Source organism: Gemmatimonas groenlandica (assembly GCF_013004105.1).
In the GTDB taxonomy this organism is placed as follows: domain Bacteria; phylum Gemmatimonadota; class Gemmatimonadetes; order Gemmatimonadales; family Gemmatimonadaceae; genus Gemmatimonas; species Gemmatimonas groenlandica.
Window position 1 is genome coordinate 4,882,340 of record NZ_CP053085.1, and the last position, 24,660, is coordinate 4,906,999.

The 24,660-nt window shown below is 65.5% G+C and carries 21 protein-coding genes; 11 read left to right on the forward strand and 10 right to left on the reverse strand.

Going from position 1 to position 24,660, the window contains the following annotated elements:
* Positions 1 to 103: 103 nt before the first annotated feature.
* From HKW67_RS21015 to HKW67_RS21040, 6 genes are all read right to left on the reverse strand, one after another.
* Positions 104 to 1,867 carry an LVIVD repeat-containing protein gene (locus HKW67_RS21015; RefSeq protein WP_171227261.1) on the reverse strand — a complete coding sequence of 588 codons (1,764 nt, stop codon included), beginning with the start codon at positions 1,865 to 1,867 and terminating at the stop codon, positions 104 to 106.
* 38 nt (positions 1,868 to 1,905) lie between these two features.
* Entirely contained in the window at positions 1,906 to 2,448 is a 543-nt protein-coding gene (locus HKW67_RS21020; protein WP_171227262.1) for a DUF305 domain-containing protein, read from the reverse strand.
* Between the two features lie 26 nt (positions 2,449 to 2,474).
* Positions 2,475 to 4,091 carry a YybH family protein gene (locus HKW67_RS21025; RefSeq protein WP_171227263.1) on the reverse strand — a complete coding sequence of 539 codons (1,617 nt, stop codon included), beginning with the start codon at positions 4,089 to 4,091 and terminating at the stop codon, positions 2,475 to 2,477.
* Between the two features lie 15 nt (positions 4,092 to 4,106).
* Complete coding sequence (locus tag HKW67_RS21030) at positions 4,107 to 4,952, reverse strand: hypothetical protein (protein WP_171227264.1); 846 nt, start codon at positions 4,950 to 4,952, stop codon at positions 4,107 to 4,109.
* A gap of 142 nt (positions 4,953 to 5,094) precedes the next feature.
* Positions 5,095 to 5,514, reverse strand: a complete 420-nt coding sequence (locus tag HKW67_RS21035; RefSeq protein ID WP_171227265.1) for a hypothetical protein — start codon at positions 5,512 to 5,514, stop codon at positions 5,095 to 5,097.
* A 59-nt stretch (positions 5,515 to 5,573) separates the two neighbouring features.
* Positions 5,574 to 6,305 carry a response regulator gene (locus HKW67_RS21040; RefSeq protein ID WP_171227266.1) on the reverse strand — a complete coding sequence of 244 codons (732 nt, stop codon included), beginning with the start codon at positions 6,303 to 6,305 and terminating at the stop codon, positions 5,574 to 5,576.
* 57 nt (positions 6,306 to 6,362) lie between these two features.
* Between HKW67_RS21040 and HKW67_RS21045 the strand changes: the two genes are divergently transcribed.
* The 3 genes from HKW67_RS21045 to HKW67_RS21055 all read left to right on the forward strand — a co-directional run bounded on the left by HKW67_RS21045 (position 6,363) and on the right by HKW67_RS21055 (position 11,077).
* Positions 6,363 to 8,012 (forward strand): sensor histidine kinase, encoded by a 1,650-nt coding sequence (locus tag HKW67_RS21045; RefSeq protein WP_171227267.1) that lies wholly within the window; start codon positions 6,363 to 6,365, stop codon positions 8,010 to 8,012.
* A 64-nt stretch (positions 8,013 to 8,076) separates the two neighbouring features.
* A complete protein-coding gene (locus tag HKW67_RS21050) occupies positions 8,077 to 10,005 on the forward strand; it encodes a potassium transporter Kup (RefSeq protein WP_171227268.1) in 1,929 nt (642 codons plus the stop codon).
* A 127-nt stretch (positions 10,006 to 10,132) separates the two neighbouring features.
* Entirely contained in the window at positions 10,133 to 11,077 is a 945-nt protein-coding gene (locus HKW67_RS21055) for a VOC family protein (RefSeq protein WP_206044523.1), read from the forward strand.
* Between the two features lie 41 nt (positions 11,078 to 11,118).
* Here HKW67_RS21055 and HKW67_RS21060 read toward each other — a convergent pair whose 3' ends face one another.
* From HKW67_RS21060 to HKW67_RS21070, 3 genes are read right to left on the reverse strand one after another with little or no spacing between them, the layout of a single operon-like run.
* Positions 11,119 to 11,742: an AAA family ATPase gene (locus HKW67_RS21060; RefSeq protein WP_171227269.1), complete on the reverse strand. Its 624-nt coding sequence runs from the start codon at positions 11,740 to 11,742 to the stop codon at positions 11,119 to 11,121.
* Positions 11,743 to 11,772: 30 nt separating this feature from the next.
* Entirely contained in the window at positions 11,773 to 12,168 is a 396-nt protein-coding gene (locus tag HKW67_RS21065; protein WP_171227270.1) for a PIN domain-containing protein, read from the reverse strand.
* Positions 12,165 to 12,440 carry a hypothetical protein gene (locus HKW67_RS21070; RefSeq protein WP_171227271.1) on the reverse strand — a complete coding sequence of 92 codons (276 nt, stop codon included), beginning with the start codon at positions 12,438 to 12,440 and terminating at the stop codon, positions 12,165 to 12,167. Before HKW67_RS21070 ends, HKW67_RS21065 begins: the two co-directional genes overlap by 4 nt.
* A gap of 214 nt (positions 12,441 to 12,654) precedes the next feature.
* Between HKW67_RS21070 and HKW67_RS21075 the strand changes: the two genes are divergently transcribed.
* From HKW67_RS21075 to HKW67_RS21110, 8 genes are all read left to right on the forward strand, one after another.
* The gene (locus HKW67_RS21075) at positions 12,655 to 13,260 is read left to right on the forward strand and encodes a hypothetical protein (protein WP_171227272.1); all 606 of its coding nucleotides are present in this window, start codon (positions 12,655 to 12,657) and stop codon (positions 13,258 to 13,260) included.
* Between the two features lie 131 nt (positions 13,261 to 13,391).
* Complete coding sequence (locus HKW67_RS21080) at positions 13,392 to 13,976, forward strand: ECF-type sigma factor (protein ID WP_171227273.1); 585 nt, start codon at positions 13,392 to 13,394, stop codon at positions 13,974 to 13,976.
* Positions 13,973 to 18,652: a serine/threonine-protein kinase gene (locus tag HKW67_RS21085; protein WP_171227274.1), complete on the forward strand. Its 4,680-nt coding sequence runs from the start codon at positions 13,973 to 13,975 to the stop codon at positions 18,650 to 18,652. The genes HKW67_RS21080 and HKW67_RS21085 overlap by 4 nt, the downstream gene beginning before the upstream one ends.
* Positions 18,653 to 18,658: 6 nt before the next feature.
* Positions 18,659 to 18,925: a DUF4242 domain-containing protein gene (locus tag HKW67_RS21090; protein WP_171227275.1), complete on the forward strand. Its 267-nt coding sequence runs from the start codon at positions 18,659 to 18,661 to the stop codon at positions 18,923 to 18,925.
* A 107-nt stretch (positions 18,926 to 19,032) separates the two neighbouring features.
* Positions 19,033 to 20,766 (forward strand): gamma-glutamyltransferase, encoded by a 1,734-nt coding sequence (gene ggt / locus HKW67_RS21095; RefSeq protein WP_171227276.1) that lies wholly within the window; start codon positions 19,033 to 19,035, stop codon positions 20,764 to 20,766.
* Between the two features lie 182 nt (positions 20,767 to 20,948).
* Positions 20,949 to 21,443, forward strand: coding sequence for a hypothetical protein (locus tag HKW67_RS21100; protein WP_171227277.1), 495 nt, complete (start codon positions 20,949 to 20,951; stop codon positions 21,441 to 21,443).
* Entirely contained in the window at positions 21,440 to 23,002 is a 1,563-nt protein-coding gene (locus HKW67_RS21105) for an ATPase domain-containing protein (RefSeq protein WP_171227278.1), read from the forward strand. Before HKW67_RS21100 ends, HKW67_RS21105 begins: the two co-directional genes overlap by 4 nt.
* A gap of 7 nt (positions 23,003 to 23,009) precedes the next feature.
* Positions 23,010 to 24,422, forward strand: a complete 1,413-nt coding sequence (locus tag HKW67_RS21110; RefSeq protein ID WP_171227279.1) for a sensor histidine kinase — start codon at positions 23,010 to 23,012, stop codon at positions 24,420 to 24,422.
* 60 nt (positions 24,423 to 24,482) lie between these two features.
* On the opposite strand, the gene HKW67_RS21115 is transcribed toward HKW67_RS21110, so the two are convergent.
* Entirely contained in the window at positions 24,483 to 24,632 is a 150-nt protein-coding gene (locus HKW67_RS21115) for a lmo0937 family membrane protein (RefSeq protein WP_171227280.1), read from the reverse strand.
* Positions 24,633 to 24,660 lie beyond the last annotated feature (28 nt).

The window sequence follows — 24,660 nt, forward strand, 5'->3', positions numbered from 1 at the left end:
TGAGCATCTGCCCGGCGAGGGCTGCGGCGCCTATAAGACGGAGAGCCAGGACGAAGCGCAACAGATGCGCTCCGTCCCGCGCGCCCACCGCGTCCCTTGTGGCTTACTTCGCCAGGTCGCGTACCACGCCGCTCAGCAGGCGCACCTTCGCGGTGTCGCTGGAGGCCAGGGCGTCCTGCGCCAGCGACGCGGCAAGCGCGGAGAACGCGGTGCGGCGCGCGCCACCGGTGGACTGTGCGGCTGCCTCCAGCGCGTTACGGATCGCGGTAATGCGCGCCTCCGCCAGCGCCTTGCCACGCTCGAGCTGATCGACGTAGGCGCGGGCAACACTGACATGCGCCGGCCACACGATCTTCGTTTGCAACTGCGCGTTGAGTTCCTCGCGCGTGACCAGTTTGGCCGCGTCGATCTCGTTCTTCGACAGGAACTCGCTGGGCTGCAGCGTGAAGATGTCGAGTCCGCGCGCGATCTCGGAGCCGATCAGTTGCCCGTTATACCAATAAACCGACCAGTAGCCCGCCAGCGTCAAGCGCGCCGGGTCGATCGGACCACGGTCGAAGTACGCGATCTCCTGCGCTTTCGCCGGGTTGGTGAAGTCGAACACTGAGATGCCACCCTGGTACCAGGCCTGCGCCATGATGTCACGTCCCGGCACCGGGATCAGCGAGCCATTGTGCGCCACGCAGTTCTCCGCACTCCCCTGTGCGGCGGGCAGCTTGTAGTAGCCGGCCGGCTTGAGCTTGCGATTCGCGCCCACCGTGAAGATGGCGTCGGCGCCCCACTCCGGCTTGTCCGTCGCGCGGCAGCGCGCCTGCGTTCCACCGCCCCATTCGTCGGTGAACACCACGGTCTGGCCATCGTTGCTGAACGTGGCTGAGTGCCAGTACGCGAAGTTCGGGTCGATGACTTCGTCGATGCGCTTCGGGTTGGCCGGATTCGCAATGTCGAGCAGGATACCGTTGCCCGAGCAGGCGCCGGCGGCGAGTCCGATTTCCGGATACGCCGTGATGTCATGACACTGATCGGTGCGGCCGGTGTTCTGCGTGCCGCGGCCGTGATCCCCGCCCTTCCACAAGCCCGCCACTTTCCCCGAGGCATCGGCGAAGATGCGCGGCATGTTCACGACCTTTGCCTCCTGCGGTGACGCCAGCGGCACCTTGATCACTTCGATACGGAACAGCGAAGTGCTCGTGTCGTCGGGACTGCGCACGCAACCGGCGAGTTCGTTCGGCGAGCGCACGCCACCGGTGCCCTGCACGTAGATGTACACATTCGCCTTGTCCTTCGGGTCGGTCACGAGTGTGTGCGTGTGCGAACCGCGGCAGGTCTGCACCGCGGCAATCTGCCTCGGCGCATCGAGGTTCGAGATGTCGAAGATGCGCACGCCCATGAAGCGCGCCGCGCTCACGGTGTCGGACACGCCCTGCGTGCCGCAGTCGAGACGGCCGCTGCCGTCTTCCACCGACATGAACAACAAGTTGCCGTACACCGACGGGTCGCCTTGGCCGCCCTGACACACGACCGCGGCGCGACGCTTCGGTGCCTTGGGATCATTGATATCCCACGCCTGCCAGCCGTGCCAGCCGCCCTGAAAGACGATGTTTTTCTGGAAGGCCAAGTCCGAGTTCGCGTAGCCGAAATCCCCCAGGTCGCGCGGATTGAACCAGCCCTCGACCTTCGGTGTGCTCGAGACGAGCTCGAGATGTTTGATCGCCTGCTGCGCCTCCTTCGCACCACCTTTGAGCGAAGTGCGCGGGTCGGCCGTGCGGGCGTCCTGCGCTGCCACTGTGGTGGACAGTACGCCCACAGAGAGCGCGACCGACAGTGCGACCGGTACGAGGTGGGTCGTCGAACGAAAGAGCGGCACGAAAGCTTTCCTGACGTGAATGGTAGGACGTGGCGAGGTCATTTGGACCATGCTGCCAACAATGTTTGCATGCGGCGGATCTCCGCGCGCTGGTCGTTGTCGATGTCGTTCACGAACTGAAACAGCATCGGCGACTGCGCCGCACCAGGCACGCGGCGCAGATCGGTCACCATCTGCAGCGCGCCGTCGTGATGCTGAATCATGAGGCGCAGAAACAGACGGTCGAACGCGGCATCACGGGCGGCGGCCAGTTCGGCCAGTTGCGCTGGCGACAGCATCCCCGGCATCGCGTGCGCGCCGTGCATCTGGGGCGATGCACCATGGTCGGCGAGCCATCGATGCATGACGGCCAGTTCGTCTCGTTGCGACACCTCGATGCGTTCAGCGAGCAGGAGCAACTCCACGCGCGAGGTGTGCGTCCGCACCATCGCGGTCATCGTGATCGCCTGCGCGTGGTGCATAATCATGCCTTGCACGAAGGCCATGTCGGCGGCTGATACCGCTTGCGCCGACACCGCCGGAGCGACGGATGTCAGCGCAAACGCGAGGATCGCGCATGGTGCGACTCGGGAGAGCGTCATGGTGACGAAAAGTACCCCGATCCTACTCAGTTGCGTCGCCGTGCCGACCAGTGAATGGCCGAGATCCGCCAGCCTTGCGGCGTACGTCGGGCCACGATGAGTTCAGCGCCGGCCGAGTCGATCGCGCGGTCACGGAAGGTGCCCTTCGTCACCGAGGTGGAGGTGCTGGTGGCGAGGTCGCCTTGCACGAGTACGCGGAGCGGTGCCCTTGTGCTCTTGATCGCCTTCGCGAGCGCGATGTCGGCAGGCAGATGATGTGCGCGGTAGTCCGCCACCGTTTCCACCGAGCCGCTTTCCAGAATCTCGGCGTCCTTAGTGAGGAGACTGATCGCCGCAACGCTGTCGCCCCGTTCGAGCGCATCGTGGAAGCGGTGTACCAGCGCGGCCACGTCGGCGCTGTCGTTGGCCGCAGCTGTCGTTGAAGGCATGGCGGCAGGCATGGCGGCAGGCATGGCGGCAGGCATGGCGGCAGGCATGGCCATCGACGCCATGTCGTGCCCCGCGTGCTCGCCACCGGAAGCGGCACCGGCGGCCGCTGACCCGTACGAGAAGCCTTTCATGGCGCCGGTCTCCCAGTCATGCGTCATGACAGCGCCGTAGGTCACCGAAGGCGTCGGCAGCACGGGCAGGAAGCCCACCGATGAGCCGCCCATGTTCTCGATGCCCATGTGCTTCGACATGGCAAGCCACGCGGCGACGGGCATCACGTACGACGTGTCGTCGCGATACAGCCGCGCCGCTCGCATGATCTCGGCGCGCTTCGCGTTGCGCGGCACGGCTTCGTTGCTCAGGATGTCCGACACGACATCATGCATCGAATGCAGATTGTCGAAGATGATGGCGGCTTCCGGGAATCGCGTGGCGAACGCGGGTGCCACAGCGGCCGTCATCGGCATCTGGTACGGCAGTGCGGTCGGCGCACCGTCCACCATCTGCCAGAAGCGGGCAACCGTGGCGCGCACGCCGGCCTGTTTCGCGGCGGTGGTCTTGCCGACGATCAGCGGCTCGTAGAGTCCGACCTGCAGCCAGTGATAGCCCCAGATAAGCCCATTGAACTTCGGATAGCGTTTGCGGAACGCGAGCGAGTACGACTGCTCCTGCATCAACGCCATCGTCTTGGGCTTCGAGCTGAATGCCAGGTCGGGGCGGCTCTTGTAGTACGCGATGAGCCGCTGCGCTTCTCGATCACGCTGGGCATCGCTCAGGCGCTCGTCGGCGAGCACGTCGTACAGCTGCCGGTGCAACAGATGCGCCCAGTCGAACATCACCTTCGCTTCGGGCGCGAGCTGCGCATACTTGGGCTCGATCGCGGCCTCTTCGAGCGGCACGCGCGGTGGCTTCACCAGCACGGTCTTGGTGAGATAGTCGAACTCCTTTTCTTCGAGCCGAGCGACGGGCGCGTTGGGCTTCGTCCACAGCGTTTCGTACAGAATTGCGTGGCCGTAATCGAAGGCATTGAACAGCCGGTCGGCCGATGCGTACTGATTGCGGAACGACCAGTTGTGCGAGGCCTGCAGGTAGAACTGTTCGTACGTGGTGGTCCACTGGGCCAGCGCCGTGCGTGGCGTGGCGAGCGACGTCAGCGCGAGCGCGGTGACGACAATGCCGTGAACCAGGGCGCGATGAGAGCGGAGTAAATTCATGAGATCGGCTCGTGGTTAGCGACGGGGAGACCAGGGCAGTCCAAGCGACACGGCAGCACCGGCGGTGAGAAACCAACCGGCGTCCGCCCTCGACAGTCGGTAACCACCACCGCCATCGACGGCGAGTCGTGGACTGACTTGATAGCGCGCGCCACCGGCCACGTCCCACGCTTGTGTTTCGGTCGCATCGAGAGGTTGCGACGTCACGACTTCGGCGGTGAGTAGGAGCGAACGCAACGGCAGCGTCCGATCCACCGCGACACCGACCAGCCATCGCGAGAGTTCGGCCGACGCCGTCGTTCCGCTTCCGGCAGGCGCGATGCTCGGCGCATCGCCGATCGTCACCTGACCGTTCAGGTGAAAGCGCGCCCACGGAAAGGTCTTGGTGGCGATGGCCTTGAACGATGGATATGCCTTGTCGGGCGCCATCGCGCCGACCGGGAGCAGCACGTCGGCCACGACCGCGAGCGCCGGAAGTCGCGTCTCGGTGTTCAGGTTGTACAGCACCGAGGCGTCGATGCCGCCGAGTGCGGTACGACGCGTGCCGGCCACGCCTTCCACATGCGCGATCGGAAATCCGATCTCCACTTGGGTGCGCGGGAAGAGGCCGACGGCGAACTCGGGTTCAATGCCCCAGCGGTAGCTGCCGCCGCGGGCACGCTCGAGACGAAACGGCGCCAGTTGCAGCTCGACCGCGCGCCGTTCGATGGCATAGGCGTCTTCAATGCGGACAGGGCGTCCGGCATCGGTGTTGTAGTAGTCGGTTTGCGCCGAGAGGGTCGCCAGCGGGGCCGACAGGGCCGTGACAACTACAAGCAACCCTGCGACGCCGAAGCGTGGGGCGTTCAAAAAGGGATTCATGAGCAGGACAGGTGCGAGCGGTGCGCTTCTGCGCAGCGCAACGGATAGCAGATGCGGGGCGTCTCGCGCAGAGGGCGCGGACGTGCATCGGCAGCGATGGCGTTGAGACGGCTCGATCCGGCATGACCGGAGAGCGGGGTGCTCAGCCTCGCGGCGGTGGGGGCTCGGGGGCGATGTCGAGCGAGACCGGCCAATCGGTCACGTGCACGGGGCGGTGTACATCGACCGCGACATCGACGGTGTTCACGGCGACGGCGGCACTCATAACACCGACCACGGTGCAGGCCATGGCCATCGGGCAGGCGGCTGGCGCGTGCGAATGCTGCACCGGCACCGGCTGTGGGGCCGGGTCGGCCGCGTGCTCGTTGGCGACCGGTGCGGCGGAAGATGCCTCGCTCACCGCTGACACATGATGCCGATGCAGATCGGCCGGCGCCGCGACGCCAACGGTCTTTTTGGAGACGACAGCGCGTTCACAGTCTGCGCCCGTTGCAGGGAGCACTCCCTGCAACAGCTGCACGCCAAAGAGCGCGAGGGCGGCGATGCGTCGGCGGACGTCCATAGCGTGAATCCTAATGACTTATGCCCTGGAGGGGTATAGGTGCCATCGCGGCGGACGCCCTACTCAGCCGTTGGAAGCGACATGCGGTACCCGACCCCCGGCTCGGTCACGATCAGCGTGGGTCGGATCGGGTCGCGCTCGACTTTCCGCCGCAGATTCGCGACGTAGACGCGAAGGTACTGTTGCGCATCGCCGTGTGAGCGACTCCACACCGCATCGAACAGTTGTTGATGCGTGAGCGTGCGACCGGCCGACGTGACCAAAGTCCGCAGCAACTCCCACTCGGTCGGTGTCACGTGAATCGGCTGTCCGTCGCGCGACACCGTGCGGCTGACCAGATCGATACGCAGTCCGTCAAACGCGTAGGGCACATCGCCACCGCGCACCGGCCCCATGGCCGCGCGCCGCAACTGCGCCCGCAATCGCGCCTGTAGCTCGATCGTGCTGAATGGCTTGGTGAGATAGTCGTCCGCCCCAGCGTCCAGCAGTCGCACCTTTTCCGCCTCATCATGACGGGCCGACAGCACCACGATCGGCGTGGCGGACCACTCGCGAATCTTCGCGCAGACCAGCGCGCCGTCGGCGTCGGGTAGTCCGAGATCGAGTACGATGAGCGACGGCTTGTGGCTTCGCGCCAGCTCGAGGCCGGTGCGCGCGGTCGCGGCCTCATAGATCACGCTGCCCTCCGACTCGACGGCGGCCCGGATGATGGAGCGGATCGACGGCTCGTCTTCGATCACCAGCACCACGGGGGCCGGCGACGCCGACGCTGAACCAGAGCTGGAGGGCATGCGTGGCAACCTAGGCGCTTGTAGCGCACCGCACGAGGGGCACGGTAACCTTCATCCATGCGATTGCTTCGCTGGTCCATTGCCCTCTCGCTGCTGACGCTGGGCCTACTCCCGCTGCGCCCGTGGCTGGACAAGGCGCATCTGGCCCTGGCGTACCTCCTGTTGATTCTGGTGGCCAGTGCGAGCGCTGGGCGGCGGGTCGGACTGGTCCTGTCGGTCGCGGCGTTCTGCTGCTTCAACTTCTTCTTTCTCGAGCCGCTGTACTCCTTCGTGGTGGCCGAGCCGCTTGATTGGCTCGTGCTGGTGGCGCTGTTGATCACGAGTGGCGTCGCGGCGCACCTGCTGTCGGTGGCACAAAGCGAAGCGCGTACGGCGTGGGAGCGCGCGGCCGAAGTGGATCGGCTGGCCGTAGTCGGCGCCGAGTCGTTGAACGCCGGTCCTTCAGAGCAGGCGTTGGCCGCGATCGCCGGCGTGATCCACGAGTCATTGGGCGTCGATCGCTGTCGCATCTTCGCGGTCGACGAGTCGGATGGTGCGTTATCGTTGGTGGCCGAGCGTGGAACGCTCTCCACTGGCGTAATCGAGTCAGACGCGCCGGAGCCAGCCGGTGCGCCGGCGGTGGCAGCGCTGTCCGCCGCACTCGTGCCCTCACGGGATCTCGGCATGCCCACGCGCGCGCATCTGCTGCAGTGGGTCGCAGACAATGGGCGCGCTGCGGTGGAGCGCAGCGACGGAACCATGCGGGTTGGCGCGTCGCTGAGCGCGAGTCGCAACGCCGCGCGTGCTGTAGACATTGCCGATGGTGCCGGAATCGCCGACGCGTGCGGCTTGCTGTTGCCGCTCCGCGTGCACGAGAAGGTCGTCGGTGTCGTGCACATCGAACGCCGCGCGCCGCTCGACCTCACACCGTCGCGGCAACGCTTCCTGCGTGCGATCAGCTTCTACGCCGCCCTTGGCATCGAACGCGCGCGACTGGTGGCGCAGGCGGAGCACACCGAGGCACTGCGGCAGGCCGACAAGATGAAAGACGCGGTGCTCGCGTCGGTGTCGCATGATCTGCGCACGCCGCTCACCACGATCAAAGCCCTGGCCAATGCGATCCGACTGGAAGGCGATGATCGGGCGGCGATCATCGAAGAGGAGGCAGACCGGCTCAATCGTTTCGTGGCGGACTTGCTCGATCTCTCACGGCTCGACGGTGGCGCCACGCCGATTGCGCCGCAGATCACGGCGGTGGAAGATCTGCTGGGCGCCGCGCTGCAACGCGTATCAGGGGCGATGGCGCATCGTGTGATCGATGTGCAGCTGTCGTCGGCCGAGCCGCTCCTGTTGGCGCGTCTCGACTTCACGCAGTCGCTGCGCATCGTCGTCAACTTGCTCGAGAACGCCGACAAATACTCGCCGGTTGATCAGCCGATCCATGTGAGCGCGCAGCGGATCGGCGAGGTGGTACGCGTCTCGGTGTGCGATCGCGGTGCGGGCGTGGAGGATATCGATCGTGAGCGGATCTTCGAGCCGTTTCATCGCCTGGGCGCGATTCCTGATGCCACCAGCGCCGGATTGGGGTTGTCGATCGCCAGGCGACTGGCCGAAATACAGGGCGGTCGGCTGCTGCACGAGGCGCGCGACGGCGGAGGCAGCCAATTCGTCCTGGAGCTCCCCGCGGCCGACATCGAGGCGCTGGCCGACGCGCCCGCATCTTTGTGAAACCTTGATGGCAGAGCGGATGGTCTTTGTACGTTCTTGATGCGGAAGGCCCTAGCCTCAAGTCATGACACACTCGACCGTTTCGCCATCGCCCGCCCCGTCCTCACATGCGCCTGACAGCGCCGGAGGGCGTCGCCTGACGCTGCTGACGCTCGCTGCGTTGGGCGTCGTGTACGGCGACATCGGCACGAGTCCGCTGTACGCGATGAAAGAGGCGTTCGGCCCGTCGCACGGTCTGCTACCCAATGCCGTGAATGTGTACGGCATCCTGAGTCTGGTGACGTGGTCGATTCTGCTCGTCGTGGTGGCGAAGTACCTCGTGTTCATTCTGCGCGCCGACAACAACGGGGAAGGCGGCGTGCTCGCCATGCTCGCCCTGCTGCTGCAGGACACGTCGAAGCGCATCGGCCCGCGCCGACGCACGGTGCTCGTCTTGTTGGGCGTGTTCGGTACGGCGCTGCTGTACGGCGATGGGATCATCACGCCGGCCATCTCCGTGCTGGGCGCCGTTGAAGGGCTCGACATCGTCACGCCCACCCTGTCCGGGTACGTCGTGGCGATCACGCTGGTCATTCTGGTCGTGCTCTTCGCCGCCCAACGCTTCGGTACTGCGACCGTCGGCCGTGCCTTCGGCCCACTGACGTTAGTGTGGTTCGTCGTGATCGGATCGCTGGGCCTCACGTCGATTATCGACACCCCGCAGGTACTGACGGCGCTCAATCCGCTGTACGGACTGCGCTTTCTGCTGCACCACGGGACACACGGATTCGTCGCGCTGGGCGCGGTCTTCCTTTCCGTCACCGGTGCGGAGGCGCTGTATGCGGATATGGGCCACTTCGGCAAAGTGCCCATCCGCCGGGCGTTCTTCGCGGTGGTGTTGCCCGCGCTTTTGCTCAACTATTTCGGCCAGGGGGCGCTGCTGTTGCGGGATCCGGCGGCCGTGAGCAATCCGTTCTATCTCCTGGCGCCCTCCTGGTTTCTCATTCCGCTGCTCATCATCGCCACGCTAGCCGCGATCGTGGCGTCGCAGGCGCTGATCTCCGGCGCGTTCTCGCTGGCGCGCCAGTCGATTCAGCTCGGCTATCTGCCGCGTATGACGATCGTGCAGACGTCGCACGAAGAGTACGGACAGATTTATATCCCGCAGATCAACGCGGCGCTCATGCTCGGCACCGTGTGCATCGTGCTGGGCTTCAAGTCGTCGGCCGCGCTCGGGGCCGCGTATGGCATCGCGGTGACCGGCACCATGTCGATCACGACGCTGCTCTTCGCCGTGGTGGCACGGACGCGCTGGAACTGGCCGCTCTGGCAGGTCGCCACGTTCGCCACGTTCTTCTTCGTGCTGGACTTCGCCTTTCTCGGCGCCAACGTGATCAAGATCGCGGCAGGAGGCTGGGTGCCGCTCGTGCTCGCCGCCGCGTTGGTGCTGCTCATGACGACATGGAAGCGCGGGCGCCTTGCGCTGCAGCAGCTGCTGCAGCGGGCCGGGTTGCCGCTCGACCTCATGCTCGATGAACTCGGGCGCCGGCCAGCGCCGCGCGTGCCTGGTACGGCCGTCTTTCTCACCAGTGACAGCAAAGGCGCGCCGGTGGTGTTGCTGCATCATCTCAAGCACAACAAGGCGCTGCACCAGCAGGTCGTGCTGCTGTCGGTAAGCTCGAGCAACGTGCCGACCGTGCCGCGCGAGGAGCGCGTAACCGTGGCGCCACTCGACCACGGATTCTGGCGCGTGACGGCCCGCTACGGATTCATGGAGAGTCCCGACGTGCCGGCGTTTTTGGCGCAGTGCGCGGAGCAGGGCATTGTCGCCCGCCCCATGGAGACGAGCTACTATCTCGGGCACGAGCGACTCTTGCCGACAGGATCGACCCCCATGGCCGCCTGGCGGAAGCGCCTGTTCGTCCTGATGTCACGGAACGCACAGTCGGCGGCGCAGTTCTTCCAGCTTCCGTCAAACCGCGTGGTCGAGATGGGAGCGCAGATTGAGTTCTAGGACGAGCTCACCAACTCGCTAGATAGTTGCCTTGACAACGATTGTTTGAACGGTAGATTGAAGACAGCGCGCCGTGCGGCGTTGCCTTGATTCCGTCACCGTCAATGTCCGCAGGGAGGCACATCGCATGGGTGTCAGCAGCCGCGACATGTTCGGCGCACCGGCCGATTCGAACACCGGCGCCGATCGGGCACTGCTCGGCAGCTATGGCCGTCCGCCGGCCGGCTATCGATTGCCGGCCGCCACGCGCCTCGGCACGGTCGAACTGCAGGTCAGCAACCTCGCGCGATCCCTCGAGTACTATCAGCTGCTGCTCGGTCTGGCCGTTGTCGCGCAGGACGAGGCCACCGCGTCGCTGGCTGGCGTGGGCGCCACCGAACCGATCGTGATCCTGCGCGAAGTCCCCGGCACGCGTCCGGTGGCACCCGGATCTCGGCTCGGGCTCTATCATTTTGCGATCCTGCTCCCTGATCGGCCGGCGATGGGCCGTTTCATTACGCACCTGTCGGAGATCGGCGCGCGCGCGGGCTCCAGCGATCACCTGGTCAGCGAAGCGTTGTATCTGCAGGACCCCGACGGTCTCGGCATCGAGGTGTACGTGGACCGTCCTCGCGACCGGTGGCGCCGCGTCGACCAGGAACTCATGATGGCAACCGATCCGCTTGATATGGCCGACCTCGTGCGCGTGGCGAATGGAGCGCCATGGACCGGCATGCCGAGCGACACGGTCATGGGACATGTGCACTTGCACGTCGGCGATCTCGATGCGGCCGACGCGTTCTATTCGGAAGGGCTCGGCTTCGATCGCATGGTCTGGCGCTATCCGGGTGCCCTGTTTCTCGGCGCTGGCGGCTACCACCACCATCTCGGCACCAACACCTGGGCGGGCGGTGCACTTCCCCCGCGCACGCAGGACGCCAAGCTGACGGCATGGACGATTGTCCTGCCGTCGGCGAACGACGTGGCGGCGTTGCGCGCGAATCTGGTCGCACGCGGTATCGCCGTCACCGACGAACCAGCGGGTATCCTGTTCGCCGATCCGTGGGGCACGCCGGTGCGGGTGCGCACGTAGCCCACGCGGGTACACCACGCGCACTCGGCACGTCCGGCGGGCTACGCCGGCGGGCGCTCCGCTGCGAAGAGATCGATTTGCGGCAGCTGCGTCGGTAGGCCGAGCTGCCCCACGGCGTCGAGCGTCCATCGCTCGCGTGCCGACGCGTCGAGGCGATGCACGGGGACGGCGAAGTCGTCGATGAGATCATCGATGATGCCATCGATCTCGTGCTGAAAGCCAACACTGACCGCGCGCTTGCCATCGAAAGTCGGCGCACCAAGCACCGGCACCTTGAAGAGCGCGTGATAGCCGCGCACCCATTCGCGGACGAGCGGATCGAGTTCCGGTCGACGGCCCACACGGGCCACGAGATACGCGTAGTTATCGAGTACTGACCGGTCGCAGATCACCACTTCGTAATCGGCTGCCGCTTCGATCTCCTCGGCGATCTGCGTGTGCAGAATCCATCGCTGCGCATCGAGCGTGGTGCCTTCATTGATCGGCAATGGACAGCGCCGCGCGACTTCCTTGACGATGTCGACGCCCAGGTCGAGGCGCTTGAGCTGCGCGGCGAGGTCGAAGCAGAGGGTCGTCTTGCCGACGCCGTGTGTGCCCACGAACGCGACCTTCAGTCGATGACGCCCGAAGGCGTCGAGTGGCAGAAGTTCGGAAACAGCGGTCATGGAGCGAAAGCTAGCAGCCTATCGACGTGCTCAGACGACGAGTTGCGCACCGTCAGCTTTCGATAGCTCACGGTCGAACGTTGCGATCGTACACAGATTGGCGCGGTAGTCCGCGAGAATGAGCTGATCCATCAGACCAGGTGCCGAGCGTGATGCTCGCGCGGTCGAGTCACGAAGTACATGTCGCGAAACGCCCGTGCACTGGATGCGTGGATCGTCCAGTAGCGCGGCCATGGCGTGAGCGGCGTCGGCGTGCGGCACGGCATAATGATGGCGCAAGGCGAAGTACGACTCGCTGACCACGAGATCGGACACACAGATGGTGTCACGCGAGGCCGCGAGCATTCTGCGGGCCGCATCAGCCTGCTTAGCCGGTGCGCCGGTCAGGAGTCGGAGTACGACCGATGTGTCGAGGCCGACGCTCATCGTGCCGGGTCGGCTACGCGCCCGCGCGCGATGCTGCGCTTCACCGCGCTCATCGAATGATCGTCCACGGCGGCGGCGTACCGGCCGAGCGAGGCGAACCACATCGGCCGCCAGGCGGCCGCGTCGCTGGTCGCTGTTGGCGTCGCCGCTGTGTCGAGCACGTGGCGGACCCCTTCGGCGACCAGATCGCGCACCGTGCGGCCACGTCGTGCCGCTTCCACCTTCAGGCGTCGGTACAGGGCGTCGTCGAATTCGATCGTGGCTTTCATCATGGCAATATACCCTGTTACCCAGTAAACCAGCTCAGCCGCTGCCCACGTCCCTTCCATGGTAGCGGCGAACCGTGCCTCCCCTGTCATCAAATCCTCGCGGCTCGGATGAACAGAACGCGGGATTCCCACCATGAGCCGAAATCCGGCGGATCGCCGCCTTCTCCAGTGCGGACGAAATCGACACCGCGCAACGCCACGTTCACCGGACTCTCTGATGACCCTACGCACCCCGTTGTTCATCCTCGCGGCGTCGGTCGCCGCGATGCTCGCCGCCTGCGCCGGCGATACGGCCGCGCCGACCTCGGCCAACGCCGCCCTGCTCGACAGCCACGGAGCGCACGTCAAAAGTCTGACCGGCGCACTCACCGTGGAACAGAAGCAGGGCATTGCCCTTGCCCGTAACGGAACGGCACGCTTCCACAACTTCAAGGCAGCCGAGGACGCGGGCTATAGCATTCAGTTTCCTGCGGGGTGTGCGGTCGACGCCAGCAGTGGACCCGACGATCCCAGCGAGGGAGCACAGGCCTACCACTACATGAACAAAGCGCTCGTGGATGACGGGGTGATCGATCTCGAGCACCCCGAGTTGCTCATGTACGAACCGCAGAAGAACGGCTCGCTGCAACTCGTGGGCGTCGATTACGTGGTGCCGCGCACGTTTCCCAAGCCCGCCCCGCTGCTCGGGATGGAGTTCGTGGAGGTCAACGTGCAGGGGGCCGAGGTGTGGGCGCTACACATCTGGGCCTGGCGTCCGAATTCCAACGGCACCTTCTATCCGTGGAATCCGGCCGTGAGCTGCAAATATCAGTTCCAGGACTGATCGCGAGCCACTCATGAGCTGATTTGAGCGGATTCCCCGCCTCTTGGTCGTGGGAGCACCGGATGCTGGCCATCCGGTGCCTTCCATGCCACAATCATTCAGGTGCGCGACCCCTTCCCCACGGATTCGACATGAGCACCCCGCAGACGAGCGATCAGGGCGACATCACCAAGCTACTGCGGCATGCCGGCGACGGTGATGCCTCGGCGTTGCAGCGCGTGCTTGGGCTGCTGCACGACCGTCTGCGAGGGATCGCGCACCGCCAACTCGCGGGAGAAGGAGAAGGGCATACGCTGGAAACCGATGGGCTGGTGCACGAGGCGTATCTGCGCCTCGAGGGACTCGATCGTATTCAGTGGCGCGACCGGCAGCATCTGCTGGCCATGGCGGCGCGGACGATGCGTCGCGTACTGATCGACTATGCCGAGCAGCGCCGCGCGCACAAGCGCGGTGGCGGCGAATTGGCGGTCACGCTCGACATGGCCGATGTCGCGATGGCAGCCGTCGATCGCCGCGCCGACGAATTGCATGCGTTGGACGAAGCGCTCGAGCGCTTGTCGGCCCTCAATCCACGGCAAAGCCAGGTCGTGGAATGCCGCTTCTTCGTTGGGCTGAGTGTCGAAGAAACCGCCGAGACGTTGGAGCTGTCACCGGCCACGGTGAAGCGGGATTGGACCGCAGCGCGCGCGTGGTTGAACCGTGAGCTGAGCGCATGAGCGATCGGGGCGAGGGCGCGGCCGGCGGTGGCTGGACGTCGGTCGAGTCGATTTTTCACGAAGCGTTGCAGCAGCCGTCGCAGACGCGTCGGATGTGGTTGGCCGACGCTTGCCCCGATCCCCTCGTGCGAGCCGATGTCGAGGCCTTGCTGAACGCGCACGGCCGTCGTGGCGTGCTCGACGAACTGATCGACGACGTCATGGCGCCCATGCTGCCGTCGCGCACGCCGGCGCCGATGCTGACGCACGCGATGCCGGCCGACTCGCGCTACCGCGTGATCGAGCGTATCGGTGGTGGCGGCATGGGCGTGGTCTACCGGGCGCGAGACGAACGGCTCGATCGCGATATCGCGCTCAAGTTTCTGTCGGCGCATTTGAGCGCCGATCCTGCCGCCAAGAAACGCTTTCTGATCGAGGCGCGCGCTGCGGCGGCGATCGAGCATCCGAACATCTGCACGGTGCACGAAATCGGTGACACGGCAGATGGGCTGCTCTACATCGTCATGGCCTGCTACGACGGGGAAACGTTGGACCGTCGCATTGCGCGCGGTCCGCTCCCGGTCGAGGACGCGCTGCACATCGCCGGAGAGATTGCGCGGGGACTCTCCAAGGCGCACGAACGCGGGATCGTGCACCGCGACATCAAGCCAGCCAATGTGATGGTCACGCAGGATGGTCACGTCAAGATTCTCGACTTCGGCATCGCCAAGCTCACCGACGTGGTCAGCACGCAGACCGTGGGCGCTATCGGTACGGCCGCCTATATGAGCCCTGAACAGGCGTTCGGCGAATCGGTGGATCATCGAACGGACATCTGGTCGCTGGGCGTCGTGCTGTACGAGATGGTGACCGGTGTCCGTCCCTTCCGCGGGCCCGCCGACCACGCAGTCCTTGTGGCGGCGCTCTCGGCTGACCCGGCGCCGATGGCCACGCTTCGTGCCGACGTCCCGGCCTCTGTGGAGTCGCTGGTCCGTCGCATGCTGGCCAAGCGACCCGCCGATCGCGTCGCGAATGCCGCCGAGTTGATCGGGGCGATCGCGGCCAGCGCGGCCGCGCCCGCCGTCGTTGCACCGGCCGCGGCCGGACCCTTAACCGGCGAGACGGACCGCGATCGTTCGGAGCGCCGAGAGAGCGCGCTCACGCGTGGGGGTGAGCGTCGCCAGGTGACCGTCGTGGCCTGTTCGATCGAGGGGCAGGATGCCCTCGTGGAACGACTCGATGCCGACGAGTCGGAGCGGGTGATGAGCCGGTTGCGCGAGGCGGCGAGCGAGGTAGCCGCGCAGAACGGCGGCATCATCAATCAGTTCGCGGGCGACGATCTCGTCATGCTGTTCGGGGTACCGACGGCCCATGAAGATGACGCGGTGCGTGGGGTGCGCGCGGCGCTCGCCTTTCGCGATCGCGTCGCCGACGAGGCGTCACGCCTCGATGCCCGCCTCGCCAGTACGCTGCGACTGCGGGCCGGCATTCACGTGGGCGCGCTCGTGGCGCAGCGCCTGCGCAGCGGTGATCGACGATTCCGGATCAGTGGGGCGCCGGCCGACATGGCGACGCGACTCGCGGCCGCTGCCGATCGCGATGCGATTCTGGTGAGTCCGGAAGTGCGCCGACTTGTCGCGCCATTTGTACACACGGAGCCGTCGACGCTGGCGATCCACGCGGGCGATGGTGCATCGATGACGCCCCATCGCGTACTGCGCGCGTCCGATGTGCGTTCGCGCCTTGACGGAACCGCCCACGCCGGGCTCACGCCCTTCGTCGGACGCGCCCGAGAGCGCGCCACCCTCGACGATCACGTCGACGCGGCGCGGGCAGGCATGGGCCGCTTCACGGTGCTGATCGGCGAAGCCGGCGCCGGCAAAAGTCGCCTGCTTCACGAACTGCGTGACATTGCGGCAGCGCAGGCGCTGCGCGTCATCGTCGGGGGCTGTGATGCTTACGGAGGCAACACGCCATTTCTCCCCTTTGTCGATGCCACCCACGACGCGCTCGGCCTGCCCCGGGAGGACTCGGCGCCAGAGCGTCATGAAGCGGCGGTCGCCGCCGTCCGCGCCATCGATCGGTCGCTCGAAGAGTATCTGCCCTTTTTTCTCACGCTGTTGGCGATTCCGAGCGAAGCGCATCCAGTGCCGGAAGCGCTGCGGGGTGAGCGGTTTCAGGGCGCCATGCTCGAGGCGATCGCAGCGCTGTTCACGCTGGGATCCCGCGCGACGCCGACGCTGCTGCTCCTCGAGGACTGGCATTGGGCAGATGACGCCTCGCGTGCCGCGCTGCGGCAGCTGGCCGAAGTCGTGCCGGCGTTTCCGCTGCTGCTGGTGGTCACCTCTCGCCCCGATGGCGTCACCGACTGGGGGAGCGCCGAACATCAAACGTTGATGCACTTGCCGCCGCTCGACGGCGCCGCGACGGCCGCCATCGCGCGCGCCGTGCTCGGGGCGGAGCGACTGGCCCCTGCGCTGTTGGCACGACTGCACGAGCGCACCGGCGGCAATCCGTTCTTTCTGGAAGAAGTCTGCGAGGCGTTGCGCGAAGACGGCAGCGTCACGGTGCGCGACGGAGAAGCGGTCGCCGCCGCGGCCGACAGCGCGCTGCATGTGCCGGAGACCGTGCAGGGGGTGCTCCGTACCCGCATGGACCGGCTCGACGACGAAGCGGCCGAGGTGCTGCGCGTCGCCGCCGTGATCGGCCGGGAGTTCTCGCGTGGTGTGTTGGACGACGTCGTCGAGTCCCCTGGTGATCTCACGCGGTCGCTGGAGCGCCTGAAAACGTCCGGCCTGGTGCAGCAGATCGCCGTGGTGCCCGAACCGGCCTTCCGCTTCAAGCATGCCCTCACGGAGGAAGTCGCGTACGACAGCCTGCTGGAACACCAGCGCGCCACGCTGCACGACGCGGTCGGCCGCGCGATCGAACGACGCTACGCGGCGCGTATCGACGAACATGTCGAACGACTCGCCCATCATTTCAGTCGCGCCGATGCATGGGCCGATGCCGTGCGCTACGGCATGCAGTCCGCCGATCGCGCCATGGGGCTGAGCCAGAACGCCGATGCGCTCCTTACGCTCGCGCGCGTCGAAGAGTGGGTAATGCGCCTACCCGACGATGACGTGCGTCGTGAACTGCTGTCCGATACGCTGCTCCGTCAGGAACGCCTCAGCGAAATGCTCGGCCTGCGGGCGCGACAGTTGGCCATTGTGGATGGCCTCATCGCGCTGCTCGCCCCATTCGGTGCGTCGGCCCGCCTGGCGCAGGCGTATCTGCGGCAGGGCGATGTGTTTACGCTGCTCAAGCGATTCGAAACCGCCGAGCGGGCACTCAAGACCGCCTTGCACCTGTCCCGCGAACTCGGGGACTCGCAAGGGGAACGGAACGCGCTACGTAGCATCGCCTTCCTCCGGTCGCACGAAGGACGTCACGACGACGCGCTGGAAATGATCGAGGAAGTGATGGCGCTCGGCACCGCCGCGGGTGATACGCGTGCCCAGGCCGGCGACCTTGCCACGATGGGCAACATCCTGCGGGCGCTTGGCCAGCTGGAGCGCGCGCTCGCCGTGCTCGAGGCCGCGCTGGAACGGACGGCCGCCAGCGATCACCCGGCCCGCTACGGCGCGCTCCTCAACGTGATGGGCTCGATTCACCGGGATCTCGGAAACCTCGATACCGCGCTCGAGTTCTTCCGGCGCACCGAGGCATACCTCACGGTCACGGTGTATGCGTCGTTCACGCAGACCGCCATCGCGCACATCCAGTTGCAACAGGGGCGCGTCGAAGAAGCGCTGGACACGTACCGCGATGCGCTGCGCCTGAATCGTCAGGCCAGTTACGTCGAAGGTATCGCGCAGGCCTGCCGCTCGTTGGGTGATGTGCTGGCTGGCCTCGAGCGACACGGTGAAGCCGTGCCGTATCTGCAGGAGGCCGCCGTGCTTTTCGGGCAGATCGAGGATTTCCGCAACGAGGCACTCGTCTGGCGCCGTCTGGCAGCCGTCCACGAGCACATGCGTGCGCCGGCAGACGCACGGGAGGCCTGGATACGGATGCGGGATCTCTACCGCGACCGGTTGAACGAGAGTGGCGAGTCGGAAGCCGTCGAAGGCATTGCACGCGCTGAGCGTCAGCTCGATACCAGTGCTGAAGATGTCGTGCAGCGGTACGAAGAGGCCCGTGTGCTCGCCGTCCGCCAAGGTGATCGTGCCCGCGAGTTGGCGATTGGGAATGCGCTCGGCATCGTGCACTGGCAGCGCGGCGCGTTCGCGGATGCGGTGCGCGAATACGAGGCGGCGCTGCGCATTTGCCGTGAGACCTCCGACACGGTGCATGAAGGATTGATCCTGAACAGCCTCGGCGCGTCGCTCAATAAACTGCGCCGATGGGACGAAGCACGGACGGCGCTCACCGATGCGGTGCGGGTGACGACGGCCACAGGCGAGCAGCAGCTGCTCGGTCACGCCCTGTCGGCGCTCGCCGACGTCTGTATCGGCCGTGGACAGTACCTCGAGGCATTCGAGCATCTTCACCCTGCGATGCACATCCGACGCGCGCTCGGCGATCGCCGAGGCGAAGGATGGCTGTTGGAAAAGATGGCGCGTGCCCACAGCGCCCTCGGCAATTCCGCCGAAGCCGCCGAGGCCGCGTGTGCGGCCGAGGTGATCGCGCAGGATGTCGGTTCACTTTCACACTGAGGCTTCATGCCGAAATACATCATTGAGCGTAACGTCGGAACCCTTACCGCCGACCAATTGAGCGCCGCCGGGCGCATGTCCAATTCCGTGCTCGCCGGGATGCCCGAGGTAGTCTGGGTGAAGAGCTACGTATCCGATGCCGAGGGGAAGATCTACTGCGAGTACATGGCGCCGAACCCGGAGGCGGTACTCGAGCATGCGCGCCGAAGTGGTATGCCCGCGAACAAGATTTCCGAGGTCTCCCTCGAGATCAATCCGGCGATGTTCATGTAGTCCCGGTGGTGGACGGCGGTATGAAGGTTGTGCCGGCGCCGAGCGGGTAGCCCATATTTGAGGGGTGCCCGCCGGCCCCGACCCGTCTTCATTTTCGGAGTTGCAGGATGATTACTCGTTCGACGTTCCGCGTAGCCGTGCTCGCCGCGCTGCTCTCTCCTGTAATCACGCCGCGCATCGCGATGGCGCAGGATCGCTCGCAGTCGCGATCCATGGTGTCGTCCAAACAGGGCGTCGTGGCCAGCGAGAGCGTACTGGCCTCGCAGGTCGGTGCCTCGGTGTTGGAGCGAGGTGGCAATGCCATCGACGCCGCCGTCGCCATGAACGCGATGATGGGACTCGTCGCTCCGATGAACGACGGGATTGGTGGCGATCTGTTCGCGATCATCTACGAAGCGAAGACGGGAAAGCTCTTCGGGTTGAACGCGTCAGGATGGGCACCGAAAGCTCTGACGGTGGAGCACCTGCGCGCCAAGGGGCGCACGTCGATGCCGGCCCGCGGGATCGATGCCGCCACGGTGCCGGGCGCGGTGAATGGCTGGGAGAAGTTGCTCACCCGTTTCGGGAAGAAGCGCTTCGCCGATGTGCTGGCGCCATCGATTGCCTACGCGGAGGCCGGCTTCCCGGTGGGCGAGGTGGTCAGCGTGTATTGGAAGGACAGTGAGAAGGTGCTACGCGAAGACGCCGCCACCACGAAGACGTTCCTTCCCGGTGGCCGCTTGCCGCAGTCAGGCGAGCTGTTTCGTAATCCCGAGCTGGCGTGGAGCTATCGGCAGATCGCGAGCGGCGGCGCGGCCGCGTTTTACAAGGGCAGTGTCGCCGCCAAGCTGCTGGCCAGCAGCAAGACGCATGGCGGCACGATGACGGCCGCCGACCTGGCGGAGTTCGACAGCGAATGGGTGGAGCCGATCTCCACGACGTATCGCGGGTGGACGGTCTATGAGCTGCCGCCGAACGGGCAGGGCATCGCCGCGCTCGAGATGTTGAATATCATGGAGACGTTTCCGTTGGCCACGATGGGCCACAACTCCGCGCCGGCGTTGCATCACATGATCGAAGCAAAGAAGCTTGCGTACGCCGACATGCAGCAGTACGACGGCGATCCGCGCTTCGTGAAGATCCCGGTGACCGCGATGCGATCGAAGTCGTACGCAGCCGAACGGGCCAAGCTGGTGAATGCGTCGAAGGCCACGTGCGATCTCAGTGCTGGTACGCCCGGCGGCACCGACAACGGCACGACCTATTTGAGCGCGGTGGACAAGGAGGGGAACATGATTTCCCTGATCCAGAGCAACTACTCCACCGTGGGTTTTGGTGCTGGCATTACCGTGGCCGATGCCGGTTTTGTGTGGCACAACCGCGGCGCCGGCTTCTCCTTCGATCCCGCCAGCGCCAACGTGCTCGCCGGACGCAAACGGCCGCTGCATACGATCATCCCGGCGTTCATGGAGAAGGGCGATACGCGTGTGGCGTTCGGGATCATGGGTGGCTGGAATCAGGCCCAGGCGCACGCCCAATTCGTGTCGAACATCGCCGACTTCGGCATGAACATTCAGGGAGCGCTCGATGCACCGCGCTTTTCCAAGGAAACGTTTCCTGGATGCGACGTAAACTTCGAATCACGTATCCCAGATGCCGTGCTGAAAGCGCTGGCCGCGATGGGACACGAGATCGTGATGCGCGGCGACTACTCGAGCACCCGCATGGGGGCCGGTCAGGCCGTTATGCGCAACTACACCACGGGGATCAACTCCGGCGCGTCGGATCCGCGCAAGGATGGTTCGGCCGTGTCGGAACTGCTGCCGGTTCGACCGAACACGCCGGCTGCTGCGAAGCGCTGAGCGTTTCGACCGGTCACGTCGCTCGGAGCGAACGGGGGCACGGACATGGCGAAAGGTTTGGAGCGAACCAGCTGAGTTTGCCAGCGCCGTTGACGAAACGACGACCCGTCGTGATGAGCCAAAACGAACGCCGCACTCAGCTTGCTCCGCGCAGCGCACGAGACGGGTATATTCCACTCACGATGCCGGGCCTTCGTCAGCAGGGAGCGTTGGTGGTGTCACCGAGTACCGATCCAGCGAGCGACGAGACGCCGAAGTCATTGGCGCGTCGACTCGTCGAGCAGGAGCTGTCAGGGGCGAGTGGAAACGAAGCGGCGGCAACGTCGCTGCTCGTGGAGCGCGTGTACGTCGGGCTGTCCCGATGGTTTGGTCCCTACGGAGCGCACGCGCTTGTGATGCGCGCCGTTTCGCGCGCACGCACCCAACATGCGTTGTTAGCCGACGTTGCCGTGAGTGCCTCGGACGTGCCGCATGTCACCGGTTGGACGAGCGGCAGCACTGCCGGAGGATCCGTGGCGACCAGGGAAGCGGCGATCGCCGTGCTTTCCTCGCTGCATGAAGCACTGATCCGACTGATTGGAGATGACCTCGCCGAAACGCTGCTGACACAGCGCGACGTGGCAGCGGGTCCAAGCACTACGGAGATGCCTGTCTCCTCGAACGCGAGCGATCCATGAACGACGAAGCAACTCGTAGCGACCGTACGGAAGGCGCTGATTCGCCTACCCGCCGCCCGGCACCTGGCCAGAAGGTGCTGAGGCACCTGCGCACGGGAGTCCCGGGACTCGATGCGGTGCTCGGCGGCGGCCTGCCGGAGTTTTCGTTCAACATGCTGGCGGGCGGTCCCGGTGCGGGCAAGACCACTTTGGCGCAACAGATTCTGTTCGCCAACGCCACCAGAGAGCGACCGGCGCTGTACTTCACCGTACTCGGTGAACCCACGGTGAAGATGCTCCGCTATCAACAGCAGTTCAGCTTTTTCAAGCCTGAACTTGTTGGGAACGCCGTGCACTATTTGAATCTCAGCGAGGAAGCGCTTGCCGGCGACCTGAGCGCGGTACTCGGCCGGTTGACCAGCGAGGTGGAGCGGCTGAATCCCGGTATCGTGGTGGTGGATTCATTCCGTACCATTCAGCCTTCCGCCGGCGAGCGGGCGAGCGGGATCTCGGCGCCGGCCACGTTCAGCGCCGTGGGTCTCGAGCAATTTGTGCAGCGACTGGCCCTGCACCTCACCTCGTGGGAAGTGACCTCGCTGCTAATCGGCGAATACGATGAGCCGGAGCAGCGCCAGCCGCTGTTCACGATCGCCGACGGCATCGTTTGGCTCACGCAGGAGACTCACCGGAACTCGGTCGTGCGCAAGCTGCAGGCGGTGAAAGTGCGTGGCCAGGCGCAGATGCCTGGACTGCACACCTTTCGCATCACTACCGACGGGTTGCAAGTCTTCCCGCGGATTCCTGAACAGCAGGCCGATCGGCGCCGTACGTATCCGGCGTCTGCTGTTCGCCTCAGTTCGGGTGTGCCCGGACTCGACGCGATGCTGGGCGGTGGCATTCCCGTGGGCGACGCGGTGATGGTCGCCGGCGCCACCGGCACTGGCAAATCTACCTTCGGCATGCAGTTCGCTGCCGAAGGACTTCGGCAGGGCGAGTCGGTCGTGGTGGCGGTGTTCGAGGAGTACCCGGAGGCCTACCTCGCGCGGCTCCGTGCTCACGATATCGATCCGGACGCCCTAGTTGCCGCCGGGAAGCTACGGGTGTCGTACCTGCGCCCTCTCGATCTGTCGGTCGATGAAACGCTGGCCGATATTCTGTCGAACGTGAAAGAAACCGGGGCGACGCGCGTGGTGATCGACTCACTCACCGGTTTCGAGATCGCGCTAGCCCCGACCTTCCGGGAAGATTTCCGCGAGTCGCTGTATCGTCTGGTTGGTGCACTGACGGCAACCGGCGTGACGGTATTCATGACTCTCGAGGCCGTGTCGACCTCGGATGAGGTTGGATTTACCGGCGAGCGCGTGTCGTTCATCACCGACGATATCATCGTGCAGCGGTACGTCGAAGTCGAGGGGAAATTGGTGAAAGTCGTCTCGATAATCAAAATGCGAGGGAGCGCTCACAGCACGGAATTCCGCAAATATCAGATCACCGACCGAGGCGCCACGATCGGCGACGCGATCACGGATATTGACGGCCTTCTCACTGGGAGCCCCACTCGGCGTTCGTCCGCACTATGAGACGCCGGTGATCGAGTTGCAGCACCTCACCGAGCGCATCCTGCTCAGCGCACTGCGTGAGCAGGATGCTGCCGACGCGGCCGAGCACAAGCGGGGCGACGCGCAATTCCTGGCCGACGCTGGGTTCGAGCTCAATGCGTCGCTCGATCAGGAGACGACCTATAGTGCGATTGCCAATCTCGTGCTGCCGCGTCGTGCGGCGTGGTGCGTCGTCGACGTCGTCGACGTGGAAGGACTGCTGCGTCGCGTCGCGGTCATTCATCCCGACCCGCTCAAGCACGCGGCCGCCCTTGCCCTGGCGAGTTCCTGGACGCCAGCGGACGACGACGTCATCGGCGTTCCCGCTTTGCGACTCGCACACACCACGGTGGCGCTGGTCGATACGCGAGCGATAGCAAAGGCGGCGGAACGCGTTCCCGGCGCAATTCGCGTGGTCGAATGGCTCGGCGTCGGCCCGGTGTTGATCGTGCCGCTGCTCGGGGAGGACGGATTGCTAGGGGCGATCACGTTCGTGGGACCGGACTCCAACGCGCCATTCAGCGTCGAGGAGATCGCGCACAGCGAGGCGTTGGCCGCACGCTGCGCCCAAGCGCTGGAAGGAGCGCGGCGCTTCGAGACGGAGCACGCCATGTCAGTCACGGCCGATATCAGTCGATTCGAGGCCGAGGCCGCACGCAACGTGGCGCAGACGGAGAACATCGCGAAGGATGGCGCCATCGCCATGATCAGCCACGAACTGCGTTCACCGCTCGGTGCGATCGCCAACAATATTGAGATCCTGCAGCTCGAGATCTGCGGCCCGGTTACGGCGTTGCAACGGGCCGTCCTGGATCGCATGGCGACAAGTCATGAGCACGTGATGTCGCTGGTCGATCAACTCTTGGATCTGCAGCGCATCGCCGTCGGCAAGATGCACTTCGAGATCGCGCCGGTATCCGTCACGTCGGCCGTCGCGGTCGCCGCCGACATGGCGACATGGCAGTTCACGCAGGCACATGTGCAGCTGGAGCTACGCGTCGATGAGACGCTGGGGGCGCTGCACACCGACAGTCGCAAGTTCACGCAGATCATTTTGAATCTGCTGTCGAACGCGGCCAAGTATACGCCCGCCGGGGGGCATGTGCTGCTCGTCGCGGACCGGCTCGACGGCGCGATTCGACTGCGCGTCCACGACACCGGGATCGGCATCGCGGTCGATCATCACGAGGAGGTGTTCGAGCCGTTTGTGCAGGTGCGCGATTCCGCCCACCGGCACTTCGGCGGCGCCGGCCTCGGTCTCGCCATCAGTCGGCAATTCGCGCGTGGGCTCGGCGGTGACCTCACGGTGGAAAGTGAACAGGGCGTGGGGAGCACGTTCACACTCACGATTCCGGACACACGACCGAATGCCGGCGCCGACGGTGCGGACCCGCAGGCGTAAGGAGCGACCAACGGCGCCCCCTACCTCATGTGGAAGGGGACGCCGCGTGCGCGAACGAGGCTAGAGGACCTTCCGTCCCTGAATCACGCGCACGAGGATCACGATCACGGCGATGACGAGCAGGATATGGATGAGGCCGCCCATCGTGTAGGCGCTGACCATGCCGAGCAGCCAAAGGACGACGAGGATAATGGCGAGTGTCATGAGCATGGTGCGTTCCCGAAAGAGGTGGTCATTG